Raw genomic sequence first — 20,823 nt, 5'->3', positions numbered from 1 at the left:
TGGTTCATCGTCCGCCCTCCCGCGAAAACAGGCCGTTTGGACGAAGAAACAGCATCACGATCATGATAGCGTAGATGATGAAGGAGCCGAGCTGCGGGACATAGTATTTGCCGGCAACATCGGCGACGCCCAACAAGAGCGCCGCGACAAAGGGTCCCGTGACGGTTGAGGTGCCGCCAACAGCGACCACGATCAGGAAGTAGATCATGAATTTGAGCGGAAAATTCGGGTCGAGACCCAGGATCTCAGCGCCCAGTGCACCGCCAAGTCCGGCTAGACCGGACCCAAAGGCAAAGGTGACAGCAAAGACGATCGGCACGTTGATCCCCAGGCCGAGCGCCGTACGACGATCATCCACGGCGGCACGCAAACGGCTTCCGAACCGGGTCTTGGAAAGAATGAGCTGCAATCCGAGAGCAAGCATCGCGCAAATGACGATGATAAACAGGCGGTAGCGTCCGATGCCCACACCGAAGAGGTCCATGCGACCGGAAAGCGCCGGAGGCAGGTTAATGAGCTGCTGCTGCCCCCCCATAAAATAGTCGACGCCGGCGATGGCCATGAAAACGAGACCGATGGAAAATAGAACCTGGTCGAGGTGGTCCGCGGCGTAGAGGCGCCGGTACAAGGTTACCTCGAGCACGGCACCTATGGCAGCGACGAACAGGAATGCCGCGGGCAGGCACCAGTAGAAGGAAATACCGAAGCGGTTCATCATCACCACAGTTAGGTAGCCCCCCGCCATGGCGAACGCGCCGTGTGCCAGGTTGATGAAGTTCATCAGTCCCAGCGTGACAGTCAGTCCGCAGGCAAGAACGAATAGCAGCATTCCATAGGCGATGCCATCAAACAGGATTGTCAGCATTGGTCCTCGCAGGGATCGGCGGCGGATCTGTATCCGCCGCCCTTATGAGGTATCAGTTGGCGGCGAAGGGATCGTGGATCTTTGGATAGGTCGCAAACTCTACATTGTAGAGCTCGCCATCCACCTCCTTGACCTCGCGCATATAAATGTCCTGAACGATGTCTCGGGTGTTCGGATCAATCGAGATCGGTCCCCGCGGGCTCATCAACTCCATGCCCTTCATGGCATCGATCAGCTTTGTGCCATCTGTGTCGCCGCCCGTCTTCTCAAGCGCCTGATAGGCGACATGCATCGCATCATAGCCCCCGACGCTCATGAAGTTGGGGCGCATATTGTCATTTTCCTTGCGCACTTCGGCCACAAAGGCCTTGTTTTCCGGGCTGTCATGCAGGGCCGAATAGAAGTGGCCGGTAATGACGCCCATCGAGGCGGGGCCGATACTGTTTAACAGATCGTCATCCGTGACGTCGCCCGTCGCAATGAGTTTGATGCCGGCATCCGCCAGGCCGCGTTCCACAAACTGTTTCATGAACAGCGAGCCGACTCCGGACGGAACGAACACAAACACAGCGTCCGGCTTGCTATCGCGCACACGCTGCAAGAACGGTGCAAAATCTGGGTTTTGCAGTGGCACACGCACCGCCTCCACGATCTCCCCGCCTTCCTTGACGAATTGATCGGTGAAGCCCTTCTCGATGTCATGTCCAGGGCCGTAATCGGTAACGAGGGTCACGACCCGCTTGATGCCATTCTCCATCGCCCAGGTTGCCACCGGCACAGCCGACTGAGGGCCGGCCATGCTCACGCGAACGAAGTAGTCCGATTGCTTCATGATCGCAGAAGTCGTTGCCGAGGTGATGATCGCCGGGATCTTCGCCTGATTGAGAACCGGAGCAACTGACATGGCGAGCGGTGTCAGGCCAAAGCCCATCAGCATCTTGACGCCATCATTGACGACAAGCTCCTGCGCAATACGCCGTGTCTGGTCCGCCACGCCACCATCGTCACGCAGCACCACTTCGATCTTCTTGCCCGCAGCCATATCGCCATTGAGGCTCATGAATGCGCGCACACCGGCATCGACCTGCCGTCCGGTGGATGCAAACGGCCCTGTCATAGGCAGAACGAGGCCGATCTTGACGGTGTCTTCCGCCCGCGCGTTCACGGATGTGAGGCAGCCGAGCGCGACGCCTGCTGCAAGCAATGCTCTTCTGGTAATCATGGATCACTCCTCCCTTGGTTTCATCTGCCGTGACCCGCGTCTCCTCACGCGGCCTCCTTGTCACGAACCGCCCGTCTATTGGGCGGTATGGCTCTGCTCCGACATGGACCGCCTTATCCTCATGAGGCGGTTGTCGTCCAAAATCGTCTTAGGGTGCTCTGTCGTAATCGTGCCCCCACTTCACGTCACGCCGTATGACGGGGGAAGCGTTGCCTCTCATATCAAATTGGTAGGTCACATTCCGGACTGACGCAATATTCTGGAACCTGCACCGTCGGCCGGCTGCCAATCGATAAAGGGTTGGATCGATGAATGCGTATATATGTATACATGATCGACAGCGCGGTCGCCTGGCGGCATTCATCGGGAAAGACGGTTTCCCCTGAGCAAGCGGTCGGCCTGCATAAGTTGCATTCCCAATTTTGAGAGATGGAAAAATGAAAGTAGTATGCATAGTGCGCCATCTGCGCGCTCTGGTACTTACATACTGGCGATGGACGAGATCCATAGCCGTTCCTCCGTTCTCCCTAGGCTTATCATACATCATGTGTACATTAGTGTGTCAAGCAAACGAGACTGCGGTGCGGATTTCGCTTAGTGCAACAATTGCGGCAGGATCAGCACGATGCCCGGGAAGGCGATCGTCAATGTGATGACGACGAGGTCGGCCAGGATGAAGGGTATGACACCTTTGAAAACCTGCACGACAGTCACATAGCGTGACGCTACATTCTTGATCACGAACACGTTCAGACCCACCGGCGGAGTTATCATCCCGATTTCCAGTAGTTTCACCACCAGTACGCCAAACCAGACGAGGCTGATCCCCTCCGATTTCAATACGGGCAACATCACGGGAAGGGTGACCAGCATCGCTCCAAAGGGTTCCATGAACATCCCGAGGGCCAGATAGATCAGCACGATGATCGTCATCAGTGATCCGTAGCCAAGATCGGCATTCGAAACGAGCGTACCGATGAAGGACGAGAGCCCCGTGATTCCGAGGAAGCGGGTAAACATCGACGCGCCGATACCGATGATAAAAAGCGAGGCGCATGTCGAAAGCGTTTCCAACAGAGACACCCGCATGACGTTCAAGGTCAGCTGTCCTGTCACCGCCGATAGGAGGATTGCACCGGCGGCCCCGACAGCCCCGGCTTCTGTGGCTGTGAAATATCCGGAAAACAGTCCGCCAAAGACAAGGACGACAAGGGCTCCTATGGGCCAGATGCGCAGGATGGCGGAAAACCCGCCCGCCGCAGCAAAGCCGCCTTCCACACTTCTTGGAACGATGTCAGGCCGAAGCCACCACATTGCCAGCACTACGAGGCAGTAGGAAAATGCCGTCAGTATCCCGACGCCAATGCCGCCGACGAAAACCTGGGTAATCGAGGTTTCAGCAAAGACCCCGAACACGATCATCAGTATGGATGGAGGTATCAACGCGCCTATGGTCCCGCCGGCTGCAAGCGCGCCGCTGGCAAAGCTTGGCTTGTATCCGGCTTCGACCATCTCCGGGATGGCGATACGGCCCATAGCCGCGGCGCAAGCAATGGATGAGCCACTCACGGCGGCAAAGCCTGTGCAGGCGAAAATGGAAGAGATGGCGAGGCCGCCTGGCACCCGCCACAAGATGGCCTTTGCTGCCTGAAACAGGTTCGTGGTCAAACCTGCATGGAAGGCGACAAATCCCATGAGAAGAAACATCGGCACGGCGCTCATCGTCCAGCTGGCAACGAAGCTGTAGGGCGTGGATGTCACGATTCCGATAGCCGGCTTAAAGCCGAGCAGTGAGGCGATGCCGCCGAATGAAACGGCAATCAGGGCCAGGGCGACGGGCAGTCGAAGTGCCAGCAAAACAAGAAGGCAGATGAGCCCGTAGATACCGGTTTCAACACTCATGCTTGCACCTCATCGGTCCGCTCCAGCGGATGTCGGGCAATCTGTAAAAGGCGCACCAGCAATATGAAGGCTGCAAGCGCAAAGCCAGCAGGGGGCAGCAAATAGCCGGGCCATGTCAGGATTTTCGTCTGTAATGCGATGACGAAGGTTCCGGTGTCGTAGTTCTTGAGCGCTGTCTGCCAGGTGGCAAATGCCATGACGGCGTAGATACAGGAGCCGACAATGGCGATTAAGGCATCCGAGATCCGTCGCATTGTGGGTGTCATGACGAATTCCAGCAATTCGACCGAAATCATACCGCCTTTGCGCTCCACCCAGGCAAGCGGCAGGAACGCGACCAGAACCATGTAGTAATAAGATACGACTTCTACTGTTGCCGGTAGCGAGGCGCCTGTCAGGACACGCGAAATGACATCCGCGCAGACATGCACCATCATGGCTATCACGCCAAAAGACGCAATTGTTGCCAGAATGGTCGACAATTTGTCCGCGAGTTTGAAGACCAAGGACATTTGCGGCCCCGTGCTAGGTTTTGAATGAATGAGGGAAACCGGCGAGCACAATGCTCGCCGGCATTGGCGCTACATGCCGTAAGTTGCGAAATCCACCTTGCTCCAGATCTCCTCATCAAGCCGTGCAGTGATCGCATCCGGGTCGCCCTTGGCGTCCTTGACGATACCATTCCACTTTTCAACGAGACTGGAGAAGCGGGCAACGCGTTCGGCGGCGTCAGCAAATCCGAAACGCTCCTGCGAGACTTTCGCAGCCGTTTCCTTGTCGGCCTCGGCAAAGTCTTGCGAGGCTTCAGCAAAGGCAGCATCGGGTTCGATGAACTCGATCCCGGCCTTTTCTGCGGCAGCCTTTGCTTCGGCTGCCATGTCATAACCCCAGCGCTGAGTGAACACGACATTGGCCATGTTGGCAGCCGTCGCGAGTTGCTTGCGTTCGTCCACGGAAAGGCTTTCCCAGGCAGGATTGGCGACGGTGAAGTCGGATGTGGCGTGATAGGTGCCCAAGGGGACTAAGGTAATGCTCTTCACCAATTCCACGAGGCGGAAGGACAGCAAATCGCCAATGGAGGCCATGGAACCGTCGATCACGCCCTGTGACATGGATTCGAATGTATCGCCCACACCGATATTGGCCGGGACGGCACCAAAATTTTCGGCCCAACGCGAAAACGGGGCGCCACCGCTCCGAAGTCGAAGGCCTTTGACATCCTCGGCATTGTGAACCGGCTTTGTCGTCAGCAGAGCATAGACGTCGGAAGAGCCTGAGCCGAGGTAGACCACGCCGAATTTCTTCAACTCCTGCTGGCACGTCTCGCAGGTGACGATATATTCCGTCATCGCCGCCGCCATGGCATGTGGTTCACGACCGGACAGAGCGAGTTCTCCCGCAAGCGACATGTTGGGCAAGTCGGCGGGGAAGTAGAGCGGTAACAGATTGCCAACCTCCACCAATTGGCTCTGCAGTGCGTCCTTCATCTGGCCAAGGGTGACGACTTCAGGTCCAAGGACCTGGGCTGTGAGCTTTCCACCGGACACTTCCGGCAAGAACTCTGCCAGTTTCTGGTACATGTAGGAATTCGATGGATGCGCCGGTGGGGCGCCGGGTGCCACACGAAGTTCACGGGCATCCACAGTTGTTGCAGCCAGAGCCGCAACGCCGACAAGCAAAGATAATATTCGTCTCATGTTCATTTCCTCCCAGTTAGAACACGTTAAAATCATCTATAGTTTGAGCAGTCTCCGCGCGTTTTCCTTCAGAATAAGCGGGCGGACATCATCGCGAATTTCGATGTTCTCGAAATCCGCAAGCCAGCGGTCCGGTGTAATCGCCGGCCAATCTGATCCAAACAACATCTTGTGCTTCAGCAGACTGTTTGCATATTTCACGAGAATGGACGGAAAATATTTCGGCGACCAGCCCGAAAGGTCAATGTAGACGTTTGGCTTGTGGGTCGCGACAGAGAGCGCCTCTTCCTGCCAGGGAAATGAAGGGTGCGCGAGAATGATTGGCATCTCCGGAAAATCAGCCGCCACATCATCCAGATAAATGGGATTGGAATATTTGAGTCGCATGCCCATGCCACCAGGCATGCCGGCACCAACGCCCGTTTGTCCCGTGTGGAACAGGCTGATCGCACCTTCTTCTGCAATGGCTTCGTAAAGCGCGTAGGCGCTGCGGTCATTCGGATAGAAGGCTTGCATGGTCGGGTGAAACTTGAACCCGCGGATACCGAATTCACGCACCAGACGCCGCGCTTCGCGCGCGCCCATCTTGCCTTTTGCGGGATCGATCGAGGCGAAGGGAATAAGGACGTCGTCGTTTTCCGCTGCGATCCGCGCCACCTCCTCGTTTTCATACCGGCGAAATCCGGTTTCCCGTTCGGCATCGACCGGAAAGATGACGCAGCCAATCTTGCGCTCGCGGTAATAGGCGGCTGTCTCCTGCATGGTTGGCAGCATGCCCTTGGCGCCAGCAGGATTCTTGAAGTATTTGGCCATGCCGGCCTGAAACTCGTCATAGCCATCGTCACGCGGTACGCTGCAGGGTTCTTCCGCATGCGTGTGGATGTCGATTGCCAGCAGTTCATCGATTTTCATTTGCTGGCCTCCTCCAAGCCCAGATATTTATGTAACAGGCTGACCAGTTGTTCGCGCTCCCGCTTGGTGAGGGGCGCACCGGTCGTATCTTCATATTGAAAGAACAGTCCTGCTGCCCGCTCCACCTCGACATCGCCCGCCTGCGTCAAAGTCAACTCGATCGCCCGCCGGTCGTCATCGGGTATCCGTCGTGAAACGAGGCCCCTTTCTTCCTGGGCACGTATCAGCTTGGTCATATGGGCCCGCTTGATCATCAGCGTTTCACCCAAAGCGCTCTGCCGGATGCCCGGATTGAGCTTGATAACCCACAGCACCGAAAAGTCGCCCGGTTTTAAATTTTGCGGCCCGCGATCCGAGAAGAACTCTTCGAAGGCGTGGAGCTGTGCCAAACGTAGAAGAAACCCCAGCGAACCGCTAAGCGCTCCGACCTTGACCCGCTCGGAACGGCGGACAGTCATTTCCATCATCCGTCTCCTCAGTCTGAACCAGGCGCTTTGATACGCGCAGCACGTTTCTCAAGGAAGGCCCGCAGCCGCTCTTCCGCCTCGGGGCTGGTCGCCGTGAAGGCGGAAATGAAGGATTCCACGAACAATCCGTCTTCCTTGGCCATGTCCTGAATGCGGGGAAGCGCGTTGATGACGGCGTAGTTGGAAAGCGGCGCGTTGCTGCCAGCGAGCTTTGCCAGTTCGTGCGCCTTCTCGCGAGCTTTGCCCGGTGCCACGACATACTGCACCAGGTTCCAGCGCTCGGCCTGTTCAGCCGATACCACGCGGCCTGTCAGCATCATGTCCGTCATTCGGGCTGCACCGGTCAGGCGGGCCACACGAACAGAGCCGCCCCCGCCGACGAAGATGCCGCGCTGACCTTCAGGAAGTGCGAAGAACGCAGTTTCATCGGCCACACGCACATGGGTCGAGGCTGCCAGTTCCAGCCCACCGCCAACAACCGCGCCGTGAAGCGCGGAGAACCAGGGGATCGTGCCATGCTCGATACCGGAAAAAACGGCATGCCAACGGCGTGAGCCACGCACGCCTTGAATGGGGGATTTCTGCACGTGTTCGGCAAGATCCAGCCCGGCGCAGAAGTGGCTGCCATGGCCATGAAGCACGACGGCTTTCGCTTCATTTTCGGCACGCTCGATCACGCTGGCGATCTTTTCCACGAATCGGTCGCTGATGGCGTTTCGCTTTTCTGGACGGTTGAGCCCGATATGGGCGATCTCGTCCATCATCTCATAGCTCACGAATTCCGCCCCCGGATTGTCGTTCATGGCTATCGTCCTCCCGCCGTGTGCGGCATTTTCAATTTTGTTTTACGCTTGTTTGTTTACATAGAGATTGTTTCTTTGTAAACAAATTTTCAACCCGCTGGGAGAGCGCGTTAATAACGATATGTCCGATTGAATCTGGGAGGAAGTCATGACGATAGCGCAAGCGCGCGACGTGAAGCTGTGGTCGCCCGACTTGGCTTGGGAAGAGCGTGCCGACGGCACAGTCGTCATCTGGCGCAAGGATCCCATCGGGCCTTACCCGGATAAACTCAACGAACGCTTCGCCCATTGGGCAAAGACGGTACCTGATCGACCGTGGATGGCCGAACGGGCCGATGACGGGAACTGGCGCAAAATCAGCTACGCAGACGCACACAAACGCATTCGGTCTCTGGCTCAGTTCTTCCTCGATCTCGACCTGTCGGTCGAAAAGCCTGTCTTGATCTTATCTGATAATTCGATCTCTCATGCGCTCGTCGCTCTTGCCGCGCAATATGTGGGCATTCCATCAGCTGCCATCTCTCCTGCTTATGCGATGGTGGCGGAGGACTTTACCAAGCTGCGTGATATTGTTGCGCAAATCACGCCGGGCCTTGTCTTCGCAGAAGATCTTCAGCCGTTTGCGAGGGCAATCGACGCTGCAATGGGCGCGGACATGCCACTATTGGCAGAGCGGAACCCGCTTGGCGGCCGCAATTGCCGCATGCTGGCCGAATGCTATGAGATAGAAGCCGGTCAGGCAGTGGACGACGCGTTCAAATCCGTCAATCTGGATACCATCGCCAAGTTTCTTTTCACCTCTGGCACGACAGGGTCACCCAAGGCCGTGATCCAGACCCAGCGCATGCTTTGCTCCAATCAGGAGATGGTGGCGGATTGCTATGCGTATCTGCGCGATGATCCGCCTGTTGTCGTTGACTGGGCGCCCTGGAACCACACTGCCAGCGGCAACAAGGTATTCAATCTGGTGATCTACAATGGCGGCACCTTCTACATCGACAAGGGGCGCCCGACGCCAGACGGCATCAGGACCACCATCGCCAACCTTCTGGACATATCGCCCAACTGGTATTTCAATGTGCCCGCTGGATACGAAATGCTCGTCGACGCCATGCGCGCCAATGACGCTCTTCGTACAAACTTCTTCAAAGACCTGAAATTCATGCTCTATGCCGGTGCCGGCATGGCCCAGCATACCTGGGATGAGCTGATTGCTCTTTCGGAACAAACGGTCGGACGGCGCATCTTTCTGGGCACCGGCCTTGGCTCGACGGAGACCGCGCCCTTTTCGCTATTTTGCACCGAGCATCAGGATTTCGCCGGCAATATTGGCATTCCGGCGCAAGGCATTACCGTCAAGCTGGTTCCCAATGATGGGAAATACGAGCTCAGGCTCAAGGGGCCCAATGTGACGCCCGGCTATTGGCGCAATCCCAAACTCACGGCCGAAGCTTTCGATGAAGAAGGCTTCTACAAGATAGGAGACGCTGTTCGATTTGCAGAGGCTGGCAATCCACGCGCGGGCTTTTTCTTCGACGGGCGCACCGCCGAAAACTTCAAATTGAACACGGGCACCTGGGTTGCGGTCGGACAATTGCGGGCCCAACTTGTCGACCAATTCGGCGGGCTGATCCGCGATGCGGTCATTACCGGCGCAGACAGGGAAGAGCTTGGCGCACTAGTCATCCCCTTTCTTCCCGCCTTGAGGCAGATCGTATCGGCAGGGGAGCATCTGAGCGATGCGGACCTCCGTGATCATCCAGAAGTTCAAGCAGCCCTCAGGGCGAAGCTTGTCGAGCATGCCAAGGCGGCTACGGGGTCTGCAAGCCGGGTGATGCGCATTGCGATCCTGAAGGAACCGCCGCGGTTTGAAAGAGGCGAAGTCACCGACAAGGGCTCGCTCAATCAGCGCGCATTGCTTGCCAACCGAAAGGATGATGTCGAGGCGCTCTATTCGGGTGGCGCGGATGTCATCTGCGTGAAAAGGGAGAATGCCTGATGAAGGTCTGTGGTATCAGCGCTCTGGTTACCGGGGGTGGCTCCGGTCTCGGGGAGGCGACAGCGCGCCAACTGGCAGAGCGAGGCGCCAAGGTGCATGTCATGGACCTCAATGCAGATGCCGCCGATCATGTCGCGAGTGAGATCGGCGGTGTTGCGATTGTTGGTGACGTCGCGAGCGAAGCCGATGCGTCGAGAGCGGTTAGCCTTGCAGCTGAGCATGGCGATGGCTTGCGCATCCTCGTCAATTGTGCCGGCATTGGTCCGGCATCTCGCGTTGTTGGCCGCGATGGTGTCATGCCGCTTGCCGATTTCCAGCATGCAATCACCGTCAACCTTGTCGGCACGTTCAACATGATCCGCCTGGCGGCTGACCACATGTCGAGATTGGCCGAAATCGAGGACAAGGCTCGCGGCGTCATCGTTAACACGGCCTCCGTCGCCGCATTCGATGGTCAGATAGGGCAGGCGGCCTATGCCGCATCGAAGGGTGGCATTGTCTCCATGGCGCTGCCCATTGCTCGTGAACTGGCCCGCTTCGGTATTCGCGTGAACACGATTGCGCCCGGTATCTTCCTGACGCCCTTGCTGTACGGCCTGCCTGAAGAGGCGCAACAAAGCCTCGCATCCGCCATTCCGTATCCGCAACGCCTCGGCGATCCAAAAGAATATGCCGACGCCGTCTGTTTCTGCATCGATAACCAGTATCTCAACGCGGAGGTCATCCGCCTCGACGGTGGCATTCGCATGCAGCCCAAGTAATGCCATGGCGGATTTTCAAAACCACGCGGATAGAACCTTAGAGCTTCTGGCAATCACACCCGGTTGGGCAAAACTTCAACAGATCAGGCCGGATTGCGATGATGCAACGGCCGCAGCGATCGTCGAAGAAGCCGCGGCTTTTGCAGAAGGCATCATTGCCCCCCTTAACGTCGTGGCAGATAGAGAGGGGTGCGCGGTCATCAATGGCCGTGTCGTCACCCCCGATGTCTACAAGGCGGCGTTCCGTCAATATACCGATGCCGGTTGGCTTGGCATGGATATCGATGAGGCTTATGGCGGCATGAACCTGCCGCTCACACTGCAGGCAGTCTGTGGCACATTCTTCGAACGCGGATGTGTGGCGCTGATGATGGCCTTGGGGGCGTCCCGTGCTGCGGCTCACCTTCTGGCGGAGGTAGCCCAACCGGTCATTGCGGAAGAATGGGTGTCCAATCTGGTGGCGGGCCATTGGTCGGCCACCATCTGCATCTCCGAGCCGGAGGCAGGGTCAGATGTTGGGCGTCTCAGAACTGTGGCGCGTCGAGGTAAAGATGGCTGGCGCATTACAGGCCAGAAGATCTGGATCTCATTTGGCGACCACGATCTCACCCAGCGCATCGGTCATTGTCTTCTGGCGCGCACAAGCAATCAACCCGGCACACGAGGCTTGAGCCTGTTTCTGGTGCCCGACCGCCATGCGGATGGATCGGGCAATGGCGTGACACTGGAGCGGATCGAGGAAAAGATGGGCCTTCACGGTTCACCAACCTGTGCGCTTCGTTTTGAAGCGGCACAAGCGATCTTGTTGGGCGAGGAGGGGCGAGGTCTGCCGCAGCTTTTCGCCATGATCGAACGGATGCGCCTGCAGACAGGTGGCCAAGGCCTGGGGCTGGCAACTGCGGCTTGCGACATCGCAGAAGCCTATGCCCTGGACCGTCGTCAAGGCGGTGCGCCGGACAAGCCGCCTGTCGCAATCTCCACCCATCCCGATATCCAAAGGCAGCTTGCGCAGATGCGTGGACGAACAGAGATCGTCCGGGCCGCACTTCTGGAAATAGCAACGACCATGGACCTTGCGCGTCATGCGCCCTCTGGCCCTGCCCGCCATGCGCTGGAAAGTGTTAGCGGTTTCCTGTTGCCGCTGTTCAAGAATTTCGGCGCCGAAGCCGGCTTCAGCATTCCCAATGCAGCGATTCAGGTCCTGGGCGGTGTTGGCTATACGAAGGACTGGCCACTCGAACAGTATATGCGCGACGCCCGCGTTATGACGATCTATGAGGGCACCACGGGCATTCAGGCAATCGATCTGCTGACACGCCGCATCTGGCGTGATCAATCGGTGGGATTGGCACTATGCCTTGAGCGGGCCTGGGAAGAGGTATCGACAGCTGCAGATACCCATCGCGAGATCGGGCTTGCAGCGATTGCTCAGGTGAAAGAACTCGCGCACCACATGGACGCGATGAAGGTCGATCCTGAGGCTGGTCTGGCGCGCGCTGACAGCTTCATGCGTGCAATCTGGTCCTTCATATCGATCTGGCTGGCCGTACGGCTCACACGGTCAGCAGCAGCCCGCTCAGCGGCGGAAGCAATGCTGCCAGTGCTGGCCGCCGAATTGACGATGTACGCCACGCTTTGCCGTTAGCAGGCCGCGAGCACCGATTTCAATGCAGCGACAGCATGGGCATCGGTCTGCCGCTCATGCGTCGATACGAAACCCATGTTCACGAGTTTTGAGTGGGCGTGAGCGATCGGGACTGAACACGAGGCATGCACTTCGCTGACGGATAAGCCTTTAAGGAGCGTTGCCGCGTTATCCGCCCTGATACCACTGCCTGGCATGATGGAAATCCTACCCCGCGACATGCCGTTCAATTCCGACAGCAGCTTTTTGCCCTCTATCGCGGTTCGCTCGCAACCGGAGGTCAGAATCCGTTTGAAGCCGAGCGAGATTGCAAGTTCCATGGCCTGAAACGGATCGGGAGTAAGATCAAACGCCCGATGCAGGGTAAGGTCCATGCCCTCGGCTGTTTGAACCAGTGCCGTTAGTGCACCCTCATCAAGGGCACCGTTGCGTGTCGAGGCCCCGATGACGACACCCGCCAGTCCTGCCGTACGGGCGGCGTCTATATCGGTTCTCATGACAGCGAGCTCCGAGATAGAAAATGCGAAGTCTCCGGCGCGTGGGCGGATCAAGGCATGCACCGGGACCGGAGCCTTGGCCGCAAGTGCCATTAGGCCCATGGATGGCGTCAGCCCACCGAGCGCGAGTGCAGAGCACAACTCGATCCGGCCCGCACCGCCCGCTATCGCGGCGTCCAACCCTTCGGCATTATCGACGCAGACTTCCAGAAGCGGTGTTTGAGTGGTGGGGTTCGTCTGACGCGTCATATTTTCTCCGAAGGACTCTGGCTCAGCTTGTTGTCTTCTTGAGGTCGAGGACAGCCATCAGCACGCCTCCGACAAGGGCTGCACATGCCCCCATGATCGCCGTTCCCGAATAGTCGCTGACAGCGGTGCCGATTGCAAAGATTGTGGAGCTGAGGCAGGCGCTCATGAAAACATTGACGGCAATCAGTGAACTGCCCAGTCCCGCACGATCGGCGATCAGGTTCTGCATATAGGAGAGCGGGAGACTGATGATCGCAGCGCCGCCGCAACCTGATAGCAGGGTGAGCGCATAGACGTAATGGACCGTCGGCGCAAAACCCAGCAAGGCGAGATAGACGCTGTACATCGATCCCCCGATCAGGATTGCGACAATGGGCGAGATCAGCCGGGTGAGCCGCCCCCACAGGATCATGAAGCCTATCTCGAGAAAGGCAACGATGCCGACGATCACACCGACATCTGCAGAACGTCCGCCCGCCTGGCCAGTGACAATCAGTGGCAAGACCGCGCCATTGAGGCTGAGCGTCGACATCAGCAAAGCCAGCGCCAGCATTCGAACGAGGAGTGATCTGGATGCCAGCAGCCTGAAAGATCCGGCAAGCGCAAATGCCGGTGGCGGCGTCGCTGCCCTATCGGGCCCGGGCAAGAAAAACTGTATGAGCAGAAAGCTGCTGGTGGAAGCCAGACTTGCCAACAGGAAGATCGGCAGCATGCTTCCGCCATCGGCCAGAAAGTAGCCGACGGTTCCGGGAACAATCACCCAGGCAAGGGAGACGAGTGAGCGGATGAAGGAGGTAAGCGAAATCAGTTCTCGTACCGATAGTCCCGTGGCGGCTGCGCGGGATTGAGCGAAAATCAATGAGTTGAGCGAATTGTGGATCGGTATCGCCGAAAGCATCATGCAGACGAACAGCCCGGCACTGGGCGCAAGATAGATACTGGCAAATCCTGCCATGCCAAAGGCCGCTGCACCGAGCATAGGCCCCCGAAAGTTGCCGAAGCGGTCTGCAACGCTGCCGGCAAGCACACTGGAGGCAACGTTCACAAGCGCCGATAACAGCATCAGGATGGAATAGCTGAAGTCACTGAGACCGAACTCTCGAATTCCAACGACCGCCATATAGGGCGTGGTTGCAGCCCCCGTTGTGCCAAAAGCCAGCATCACGAGCGCACAGGTGCGGATCGCCGGTTTTCTAAGCGTAGTAGTGAGTACGGAGGTCATGAGCAATCGAGAAAATCGAGCCGAGACGGAGGAGTGATCGCGACCGGATGTCGGTTCATCCGTGCGCCAAATCAGCAATGATGGGACGATATAGCAAGCGCGTTGCGTTGAACAGAGATTGTGAAACAGCCGCCCTCCGGTATAGGAGTTGTGCGACTGGAGACTGTTTTGATGATCGTATGCTTTGATATTGGAGGCACTGCCATCAAGGGTGGGTTTGCCTTTTCAGGTGAGGACGTACGCCCCTTGCCGCGTCGTCCGACGCCGTTGCACGACTATGATGCATTTGTCGGTGAACTCCGCGGAGTAATCGAGCAGGCTGACGCAACACCCGACTGTGTCGCAATCTCGATTGCCGGCGTTCTGGACCCGGACACGGGAGTAGCAACGATTGCCAACATTCCCTGCCTGCATGGGCGCCCACTTGTGGCGGATCTCGAGGCAGACCTTGGATTGCCTGTCATTGTTGCCAATGATGCCGATTGCTTTGCAATGGCGGAAGCGCACAACGGTGCCGGGCGTGGCCACGCCATTGTTTTTGGGGCAATCCTTGGCACCGGCGTCGGTGGTGGACTGGTAATCGATGGCAAGCTGATCAATCGAGGTGGTTTTGCCGGAGAATGGGGGCATGGCCCGGTGGCGGCAACGCTTGCCGGGTCGCCTCCCGTCGAACTTCCCCGCTTTCAGTGCGGATGCGGCTTGAAGGGATGTATCGATGCGGTTGGTGGTGCGCGGGGCATGGAGCGCCTCCACACGCATCTAAGCGGTGCTGCACTCACCAGTGAAGAGATCGTCCAGGCTTGGGAAAGCGGCGATGTCGATGCAACACGCACAATCGATGTCCTGATCGACCTGCTCGCATCTCCATTGGCGCTGGTCGTCAACGTAACCGGTGCAACCATCGTCCCCGTAGGCGGTGGATTGTCGAATTCGCTTTCTCTTCTAAGGGAGATTGATGCAGCGGTCAGGGCCAGAATTTTGCGCCGGTTCGACCGTCCGCTGGTGGTTCAGGCGACATGCCGTCCGGAGCCAGGTTTGGTTGGAGCAGCATTGCTGGGCCTTGAATTTTCAGCGTCTCAGCAACACTGAGCCCGCAAAAATAACCGGAAAGAGAATGAGCATCAAAAAAGCCCGGCGAACCGGGCTTTTTTATTATTTCTCAATCGGTTGTCCGATTGGAAACTTGAAATTGGTGCCCAGAAGAGGACTCGAACCTCCACACCCTTGCGAGTACCAGCACCTGAAGCTGGCGCGTCTACCAATTCCGCCATCTGGGCGACGGCCCGCATGTAAGGGGGTGGCTTTGTCCTGTCAACAGGCTTTTTGAAGTTTTCATGTCAAACCCGATATTCCTTTGACGAAACTGCACTCGGGCGGGGCTCAAATCGTCTTGCAGTCACCCTATGAACGGTCGCCTTTCTCCCGGCAGCGAGGGTTTTGAAGGCATGTGTGTCCTATCGGTCGATATGTCCAAGGTCCCGGGCCGGGTCTGTCGCATCGCGGATCAATTGTTTCAGTTCTTTCGGTCCTGGAAAGCCGCCATCGCGCTTTCGTTCCCAAACGAGCGCACCATCCACCCTGATTTCGAATCGCCCACCGGTGGAGGGGACAAGCGCCACTTCGCCCAGGTCCGAGCCGAAGGTCTGCAGAAGCTCCTGTGCCATCCATGCCGAGCGAAGCAGCCAGTTGCACTGCGTACAGTAAAGAATGCTGATGCGGGGTTTGATATCCATGCTGTTCCGATCCTGTTCGAGCCCTAACGATAGCGCTGCTGGCCAAAGTGGTTCAAGCCGAAATACAGCCGGAACGCGCTTGATAGCGCATGCCATCCGTGCTCATCTTCGACGGTATTAACCCTTCGGAATGAACTCTCCATGCGCGTCGCCATTGTTGAAAATACCGGTCACACCGATCACGGTCAGGTGGGCATCGCACTCGCTGAGAAAAATGCCAGCATCGAGGTCTTTCGGCCTTTTGCCGGTGAGGCTCTTCCCACCGATAGCAGCGGGCACGATGCGATTGTTGTCTTTGGTGGCGAGCAGAATGCACTCGCCGACGATAGGCATCCTTATCTGCCAGCACTCGCCGCGCTGATGCGGCAGTTCGGAGATGCAGATAAGGCAGTACTTGGTATCTGCCTTGGAAGTCAGCTTCTGGCACGGGGCTATGGCGGAGAAAATCATGTCGGTACGGCACCGGAGTTCGGCTGGCAGCAGATCACACTAACCGCAGAGGGTGCCGCCGATCCCGTTCTGGCATCAGCAGCGGAAGAGGGCTTACTCAAATCGTTCCAGTGGCATGACGATACCTTCTCGTTGCCCGAGGGGGCCGTGCATCTGGCAGCCAACGAGAATGCGCGCAATCAAGCCTTCAGGATCGGACGCGCTGTCTATGGAACGCAGTTTCACTTCGAGGCGAACCGATCCGTTGTCAATGATTGGAACCGTCTTTTCAGAGACCTTATCAGCGCCAAGCGCCCCGATTGGTTTGATGTCTACCCCGATGAGGCAGAACGGCACGGCGTCGCAGCGGATGCAGCAGGTCTGGAGATTGCACGTGCCTGGGTGCAGCGCATCATGCAGTGAAGACCCGCGACATTGGTCGCGGATCCAGGGTGATTGCCTCGGTGGTTACCGGAAAGGCTACTTCTTGGCCCAGAGGACCTTGAACTTGGCGTTGCGGCAAGTCTCTCCGTATTCGCGGAAGTCTGCGGCCAGTTCCGTTTCATAGGGCAGACCGCGATTGGCGACCAGCATCAGGATGCCGCCGTTGCGAAGCGCATTGCTGGCCGTCTTGATGATGGATTGACCGAGCGCCGGCTCTGCGGCGTGCCCCTGATGAAAGGGCGGGTTCATGATCACCAGGTCGTATTTTTCCTTCGGCGCTTCACTGACCAGGTCCTGCCAGAAGAAGCGAGCCTGAAGATCCGGATGGATTTCCCTTAAGTTGCGCTTGGCGCATTCCAGCGCCTGATAGTCTGCCTCGAACAGATCGATGCGCGCGGTGTTTGGCGCCCGATCGGCCAGCATGGCGGAAAGATAACCCCAGCCCGCTCCGAAGTCGGCAGCATTGCCGTCGAAATCCTGCGGCAGTCGGCCGGCCAGAAGTTCTGAACCCGGATCTACGCGATCATGGGAGAACATGCCGGGCATGGTGTTGAAACGATTGGCAACCTTGACGGCGCTCGACTGTAGCGCGGCAATTGTCTCCGGCGCATTTTCCGGAGCGGCAAACCACAAGACGACCCCATGATATTTGGGCATATGCTCAACCGTAAGGCCAAGCCCCGTCAGACGCTTCCTGAGGGCCTGTATGCCGTCTTCCTTGCTGCCGGCGGCAATCACCAGCCCGCCAACCTTCACGCGCTTCAGCGCCTCTGCCACGCGATCGTCATTTTCGGCGCGGTGTTTGCCACAGAGGATAAGCGCGCCGTCAAAGTCATCGCCTTCAACCACCGGCAGCGGCTCTTGCCGTGCGGCGGTCAACCGCAGGAATTCTGGTCGCAATCCCTGAACGGCAGTGATTGCTGCCTCAAAGCCTGAGGGCTTGGCGTTGCCTGCCTCGGCGCCCAGAAACAGGTAGCGTTCGTCGCTGCTCGGCAAAGCCAATACATCGATTGCGAATGGGTGGAACAAGGTCTTCAGGCTGTCACGGCTCATGGTTCAATTTTCCTGCGTGCGGATATGAAAAAGGCGCGGAACGAGCCGCGCCTTGTCTCTGGAAAGGGTTGGCCGATTACTCGGCTGCTTCGCCCTCATCCTTCTTTTCCTTCTTCTCGCCAGCGATTTCCTGGCCAGTCTCCTGATCGACAACCTTCATCGACAGGCGAACCTTGCCGCGCTCGTCAAAGCCCATCAGCTTGACGAAGACCTTGTCGCCTTCCTTGACCACGTCCTGGGTCTTGGCAACGCGCTCGGAAGCCAGCTGCGAGATGTGCACGAGGCCATCACGCGAACCGAAGAAGTTGACGAAAGCGCCGAAGTCAGCGGTCTTCACAACCGTGCCTTCATAGATCACGCCGACTTCAGGCTCGGCCACGATCGAATGGATCCACTTGCGAGCGGCTTCGATTTCCTTGCCCGACGAAGACGCAATCTTCACGGTGCCATCGTCTTCGATGTTGATCTTGGCGCCGGTCTTTTCGACGATTTCGCGGATAACCTTGCCGCCCGAACCGATGACTTCACGGATCTTGTCGACCGGGATGTTCATCACTTCGATGCGCGGTGCGAATTCGCCGAGTTGGCTGCGGCCCTCGGTGATGGCATTGGCCATTTCGCCGAGGATGTGCTTGCGCCCGCCCTGTGCCTGGCCGAGTGCGACCTTCATGATCTCTTCGGTGATCCCGGCGATCTTGATGTCCATCTGCAGCGAGGTGATGCCATCGGCAGTACCGGCTACCTTGAAGTCCATGTCGCCGAGGTGATCTTCGTCGCCGAGGATGTCGGAGAGAACTGCAAAGCGCTCACCTTCAAGGATCAGGCCCATGGCGATACCGGCAACAGGCTTTGCCAGGGGAACGCCAGCATCCATCAGAGCAAGCGAGGTGCCGCAGACCGTTGCCATCGAGGACGAGCCGTTGGACTCGGTGATCTCGGAGACAACGCGCAGCGTGTAAGGGAACTGTTCAGCTGAAGGAAGCATCGGGCGGATTGCGCGCCATGCCAGCTTGCCGTGACCGATTTCGCGACGACCCGGCGAACCCATGCGGCCTGTTTCACCGACAGAGTAGGGTGGGAAGTTGTAATGCAGCAGGAAGCGTTCCTTGTACATGCCGGTCAGGCTGTCGACATACTGCTCGTCTTCGCCGGTGCCGAGCGTGGCAACGACGATTGCCTGCGTCTCGCCGCGGGTAAACAGCGCCGAACCGTGGGTACGTGGCAAGAGACCAACTTCCGAAACGATTGGGCGAACTGTTTCCAGATCGCGACCGTCGATACGGCTCTTGGTGTCGAGAATGTTCCAGCGAACGATTTTCGCCTGCAGGTGCTTGAAGATCGCACCGATAACTTCGGCTGCATACTTGGCTTCGCCTTCTTCCGGCAGGAAGTGGGCCTTGACCTTTGCCTTGACGGCGTCGACGGCTGTATAACGAGCAGCCTTTTCGGTGATCTTGTAGGCGTCGCGCAGCTCGGCTTCGCACAGCTTCAGCATTTCGGCTTCAAGTTCGGAATAGTCTTCCGGTTCGAATTCGCGGGGTTCCTTGGCAGCCACTTCAGCGAGCTTGATGATCGCATCGATGACCGGCTGGAAGCCCTTGTGGCCGAACATGACGGCGCCGAGCATGACGTCTTCGTTCAGTTCCTTGGCTTCCGACTCAACCATCAGAACGGCGTCCTGGGTACCGGCAACAACCAAGTCGAGAGCGCTTTCGTCCATCTCGTCCAGGTGCGGGTTCAAAACGTATTCGCCGTTGATGTAGCCGACGCGCGCGCCGCCAACCGGGCCCATGAAGGGGACGCCCGAAAGGGTGAGTGCAGCCGAAGCGGCGACCATGGCCAGAACGTCCGGATCGTTTTCCAGGTCGTGCTGGACGACGGTAACGACAACCTGGGTTTCGTTCTTGTAGCCTTCAGGAAAGAGCGGACGGATCGGACGGTCGATCAGGCGGGAAACCAGTGTTTCCTTTTCGCTTGGGCGACCTTCGCGCTTGAAATAGCCACCCGGGATCTTGCCGGCAGCATAGGTTTTTTCCTGGTAGTTGACAGTCAGCGGGAAGAAATCCTGGCCAGGCTTTGCGGACTTCGCCGAAACGATCGTGGCAAGCACGACGGTCTCACCGTAAGTCGCCAGAACAGCGCCGTCAGCCTGACGGGCGATTTTGCCGGTTTCCAGTTTCAGCGGGCGGCCTGCCCACTCGATTTCAACGCTATGGGAATCAAACATATCTTGTCCTTCTTCCACGGAACCGGGGCGCATTCGCCAGTGGCGAAAAATGTACCGTTCGCGGCCGTGAATTTGGTGACACATCACGGGCAAGACAGCGGGAAGCTTTTCGCGTAAGGCCCTGTTGGACTTTCCGCCTTTGCAACGCTTGCGTTGCAGTCGCCAGTTGAACTGGCAAAAGCATCCGGCAATCCTGCCCCATGACAGGTCATCGGTTGGTCTGGCAGATCCGGCCCATCCGGAGCTTGCCCTTGTCTGTGGTTCCGCGAGAGACATGAGCGTCTCTTGGGAACCTTGCCGGTTGCCCGGAAATGAAACCGGCGGGAATGCCGAAGCAATGCCCGCCGGAAGCGATATTAGCGGCGAATGCCCAGACTTGTGATCAGCTTGGTATAGCGAGCTTCGTCCTGCTTCTTGACGTAGTCGAGGAGCGAACGGCGAGTCGAAACCATAGTCAGAAGGCCACGACGCGAGTGGTTGTCCTTCTTGTGACCCTTGAAGTGTTCAGTCAGGTTGGTGATACGCTCGGTCAGGATAGCGACCTGAACTTCCGGAGAACCGGTGTCGCCGTCCTTGATTGCGTATTCCTTGATGAGGGCGGCCTTGCGCTCTGCAGTGATCGACATCGAATATTCCTTTCTATAACAGGAGATAAAAGTCGCCATATGCCGAGATGTCGGTCAGCATTGGCCATGA

General features: G+C 57.8%; 19 protein-coding genes and 1 tRNA gene. 5 read left to right on the top strand and 15 right to left on the bottom strand.

The genetic code is table 11. The features are described from left to right. Window positions 1-4: 4 nt before the first annotated feature. The 8 genes from ACQQ2Q_RS06830 to ACQQ2Q_RS06795 form a co-directional block, all read right to left on the bottom strand. On the bottom strand, window positions 5-865 hold the full coding sequence (locus tag ACQQ2Q_RS06830) for a branched-chain amino acid ABC transporter permease (RefSeq protein WP_428186259.1): 861 nt from the start codon (window positions 863-865) through the stop codon (window positions 5-7). Window positions 866-917: 52 nt separating this feature from the next. Next, window positions 918-2,087: an ABC transporter substrate-binding protein gene (locus ACQQ2Q_RS06825; protein WP_428186258.1), complete on the bottom strand. Its 1,170-nt coding sequence runs from the start codon at window positions 2,085-2,087 to the stop codon at window positions 918-920. 594 nt (window positions 2,088-2,681) lie between these two features. Continuing rightward, complete coding sequence (locus tag ACQQ2Q_RS06820) at window positions 2,682-3,989, bottom strand: TRAP transporter large permease (protein WP_428186257.1); 1,308 nt, start codon at window positions 3,987-3,989, stop codon at window positions 2,682-2,684. Further along, window positions 3,986-4,501, bottom strand: a complete 516-nt coding sequence (locus ACQQ2Q_RS06815) for a TRAP transporter small permease (RefSeq protein ID WP_428186256.1) — start codon at window positions 4,499-4,501, stop codon at window positions 3,986-3,988. The genes ACQQ2Q_RS06820 and ACQQ2Q_RS06815 overlap by 4 nt, the downstream gene beginning before the upstream one ends. 69 nt (window positions 4,502-4,570) lie before the next feature. Beyond that, window positions 4,571-5,686 carry a C4-dicarboxylate TRAP transporter substrate-binding protein gene (locus ACQQ2Q_RS06810; protein WP_428186255.1) on the bottom strand — a complete coding sequence of 372 codons (1,116 nt, stop codon included), beginning with the start codon at window positions 5,684-5,686 and terminating at the stop codon, window positions 4,571-4,573. Window positions 5,687-5,722: 36 nt separating this feature from the next. Continuing rightward, entirely contained in the window at window positions 5,723-6,598 is an 876-nt protein-coding gene (locus tag ACQQ2Q_RS06805) for an amidohydrolase family protein (RefSeq protein WP_428186254.1), read from the bottom strand. Beyond that, window positions 6,595-7,062 (bottom strand): MarR family winged helix-turn-helix transcriptional regulator, encoded by a 468-nt coding sequence (locus tag ACQQ2Q_RS06800; RefSeq protein ID WP_428186253.1) that lies wholly within the window; start codon window positions 7,060-7,062, stop codon window positions 6,595-6,597. The genes ACQQ2Q_RS06805 and ACQQ2Q_RS06800 overlap by 4 nt, the downstream gene beginning before the upstream one ends. A gap of 11 nt (window positions 7,063-7,073) precedes the next feature. Continuing rightward, window positions 7,074-7,868, bottom strand: a complete 795-nt coding sequence (locus tag ACQQ2Q_RS06795) for a crotonase/enoyl-CoA hydratase family protein (RefSeq protein ID WP_428186252.1) — start codon at window positions 7,866-7,868, stop codon at window positions 7,074-7,076. A 148-nt stretch (window positions 7,869-8,016) separates the two neighbouring features. On the opposite strand from ACQQ2Q_RS06795, the gene ACQQ2Q_RS06790 reads away from it, so the two are divergent. The 3 genes from ACQQ2Q_RS06790 to ACQQ2Q_RS06780 are packed head-to-tail and all read left to right on the top strand — an operon-like array spanning window position 8,017 to window position 12,273. Continuing rightward, a complete protein-coding gene (locus ACQQ2Q_RS06790; RefSeq protein WP_428186251.1) occupies window positions 8,017-9,867 on the top strand; it encodes a feruloyl-CoA synthase in 1,851 nt (616 codons plus the stop codon). Continuing rightward, window positions 9,867-10,628, top strand: a complete 762-nt coding sequence (locus tag ACQQ2Q_RS06785) for an SDR family NAD(P)-dependent oxidoreductase (protein WP_428186250.1) — start codon at window positions 9,867-9,869, stop codon at window positions 10,626-10,628. Before ACQQ2Q_RS06790 ends, ACQQ2Q_RS06785 begins: the two co-directional genes overlap by 1 nt. A gap of 4 nt (window positions 10,629-10,632) precedes the next feature. Continuing rightward, window positions 10,633-12,273, top strand: coding sequence for an acyl-CoA dehydrogenase family protein (locus tag ACQQ2Q_RS06780; protein ID WP_428186249.1), 1,641 nt, complete (start codon window positions 10,633-10,635; stop codon window positions 12,271-12,273). Here the strand turns inward: ACQQ2Q_RS06780 and ACQQ2Q_RS06775 are convergent. Both ACQQ2Q_RS06775 and ACQQ2Q_RS06770 read right to left on the bottom strand, forming a co-directional pair. Next, complete coding sequence (locus tag ACQQ2Q_RS06775; RefSeq protein WP_428186248.1) at window positions 12,270-13,019, bottom strand: copper homeostasis protein CutC; 750 nt, start codon at window positions 13,017-13,019, stop codon at window positions 12,270-12,272. The genes ACQQ2Q_RS06780 and ACQQ2Q_RS06775 overlap by 4 nt on opposite strands. Window positions 13,020-13,041: 22 nt before the next feature. Next, a complete protein-coding gene (locus tag ACQQ2Q_RS06770; RefSeq protein ID WP_428186247.1) occupies window positions 13,042-14,319 on the bottom strand; it encodes an MFS transporter in 1,278 nt (425 codons plus the stop codon). A 93-nt stretch (window positions 14,320-14,412) separates the two neighbouring features. Here ACQQ2Q_RS06770 and ACQQ2Q_RS06765 point away from each other — a divergent pair, with 93 nt between their 5' ends. Next, window positions 14,413-15,330 carry an ROK family protein gene (locus ACQQ2Q_RS06765; RefSeq protein ID WP_428186246.1) on the top strand — a complete coding sequence of 306 codons (918 nt, stop codon included), beginning with the start codon at window positions 14,413-14,415 and terminating at the stop codon, window positions 15,328-15,330. A gap of 101 nt (window positions 15,331-15,431) precedes the next feature. Here ACQQ2Q_RS06765 and ACQQ2Q_RS06760 read toward each other — a convergent pair. Next, window positions 15,432-15,518 (bottom strand) — tRNA-Leu (locus ACQQ2Q_RS06760). Window positions 15,519-15,695: 177 nt separating this feature from the next. Then, complete coding sequence (locus ACQQ2Q_RS06755; RefSeq protein ID WP_428186245.1) at window positions 15,696-15,974, bottom strand: SelT/SelW/SelH family protein; 279 nt, start codon at window positions 15,972-15,974, stop codon at window positions 15,696-15,698. Between the two features lie 141 nt (window positions 15,975-16,115). Between ACQQ2Q_RS06755 and ACQQ2Q_RS06750 the strand changes: the two genes are divergently transcribed. Beyond that, the gene (locus ACQQ2Q_RS06750) at window positions 16,116-16,826 is read left to right on the top strand and encodes a type 1 glutamine amidotransferase (protein ID WP_428186244.1); all 711 of its coding nucleotides are present in this window, start codon (window positions 16,116-16,118) and stop codon (window positions 16,824-16,826) included. A 57-nt stretch (window positions 16,827-16,883) separates the two neighbouring features. Here the strand turns inward: ACQQ2Q_RS06750 and ACQQ2Q_RS06745 are convergent, their stop codons facing one another. The 3 genes from ACQQ2Q_RS06745 to rpsO all read right to left on the bottom strand — a co-directional run bounded on the left by ACQQ2Q_RS06745 (window position 16,884) and on the right by rpsO (window position 20,753). Further along, the gene (locus ACQQ2Q_RS06745) at window positions 16,884-17,900 is read right to left on the bottom strand and encodes a class I SAM-dependent methyltransferase (protein ID WP_428186243.1); all 1,017 of its coding nucleotides are present in this window, start codon (window positions 17,898-17,900) and stop codon (window positions 16,884-16,886) included. A gap of 76 nt (window positions 17,901-17,976) precedes the next feature. Next, a complete protein-coding gene (gene pnp, locus ACQQ2Q_RS06740; protein WP_428186242.1) occupies window positions 17,977-20,127 on the bottom strand; it encodes a polyribonucleotide nucleotidyltransferase in 2,151 nt (716 codons plus the stop codon). A gap of 356 nt (window positions 20,128-20,483) precedes the next feature. Beyond that, the gene (gene rpsO, locus ACQQ2Q_RS06735; protein WP_428186241.1) at window positions 20,484-20,753 is read right to left on the bottom strand and encodes a 30S ribosomal protein S15; all 270 of its coding nucleotides are present in this window, start codon (window positions 20,751-20,753) and stop codon (window positions 20,484-20,486) included. Between the last annotated feature and the right edge of the window lie 70 nt (window positions 20,754-20,823).

Origin of the sequence: Agrobacterium sp. ES01 (genome assembly GCF_050320885.1) — a bacterium.
In the GTDB taxonomy this organism is placed as follows: domain Bacteria; phylum Pseudomonadota; class Alphaproteobacteria; order Rhizobiales; family Rhizobiaceae; genus Allorhizobium.
Note: the sequence above shows the minus strand (reverse complement) of the source record. Positions and strands in the feature narration are given on the sequence as shown.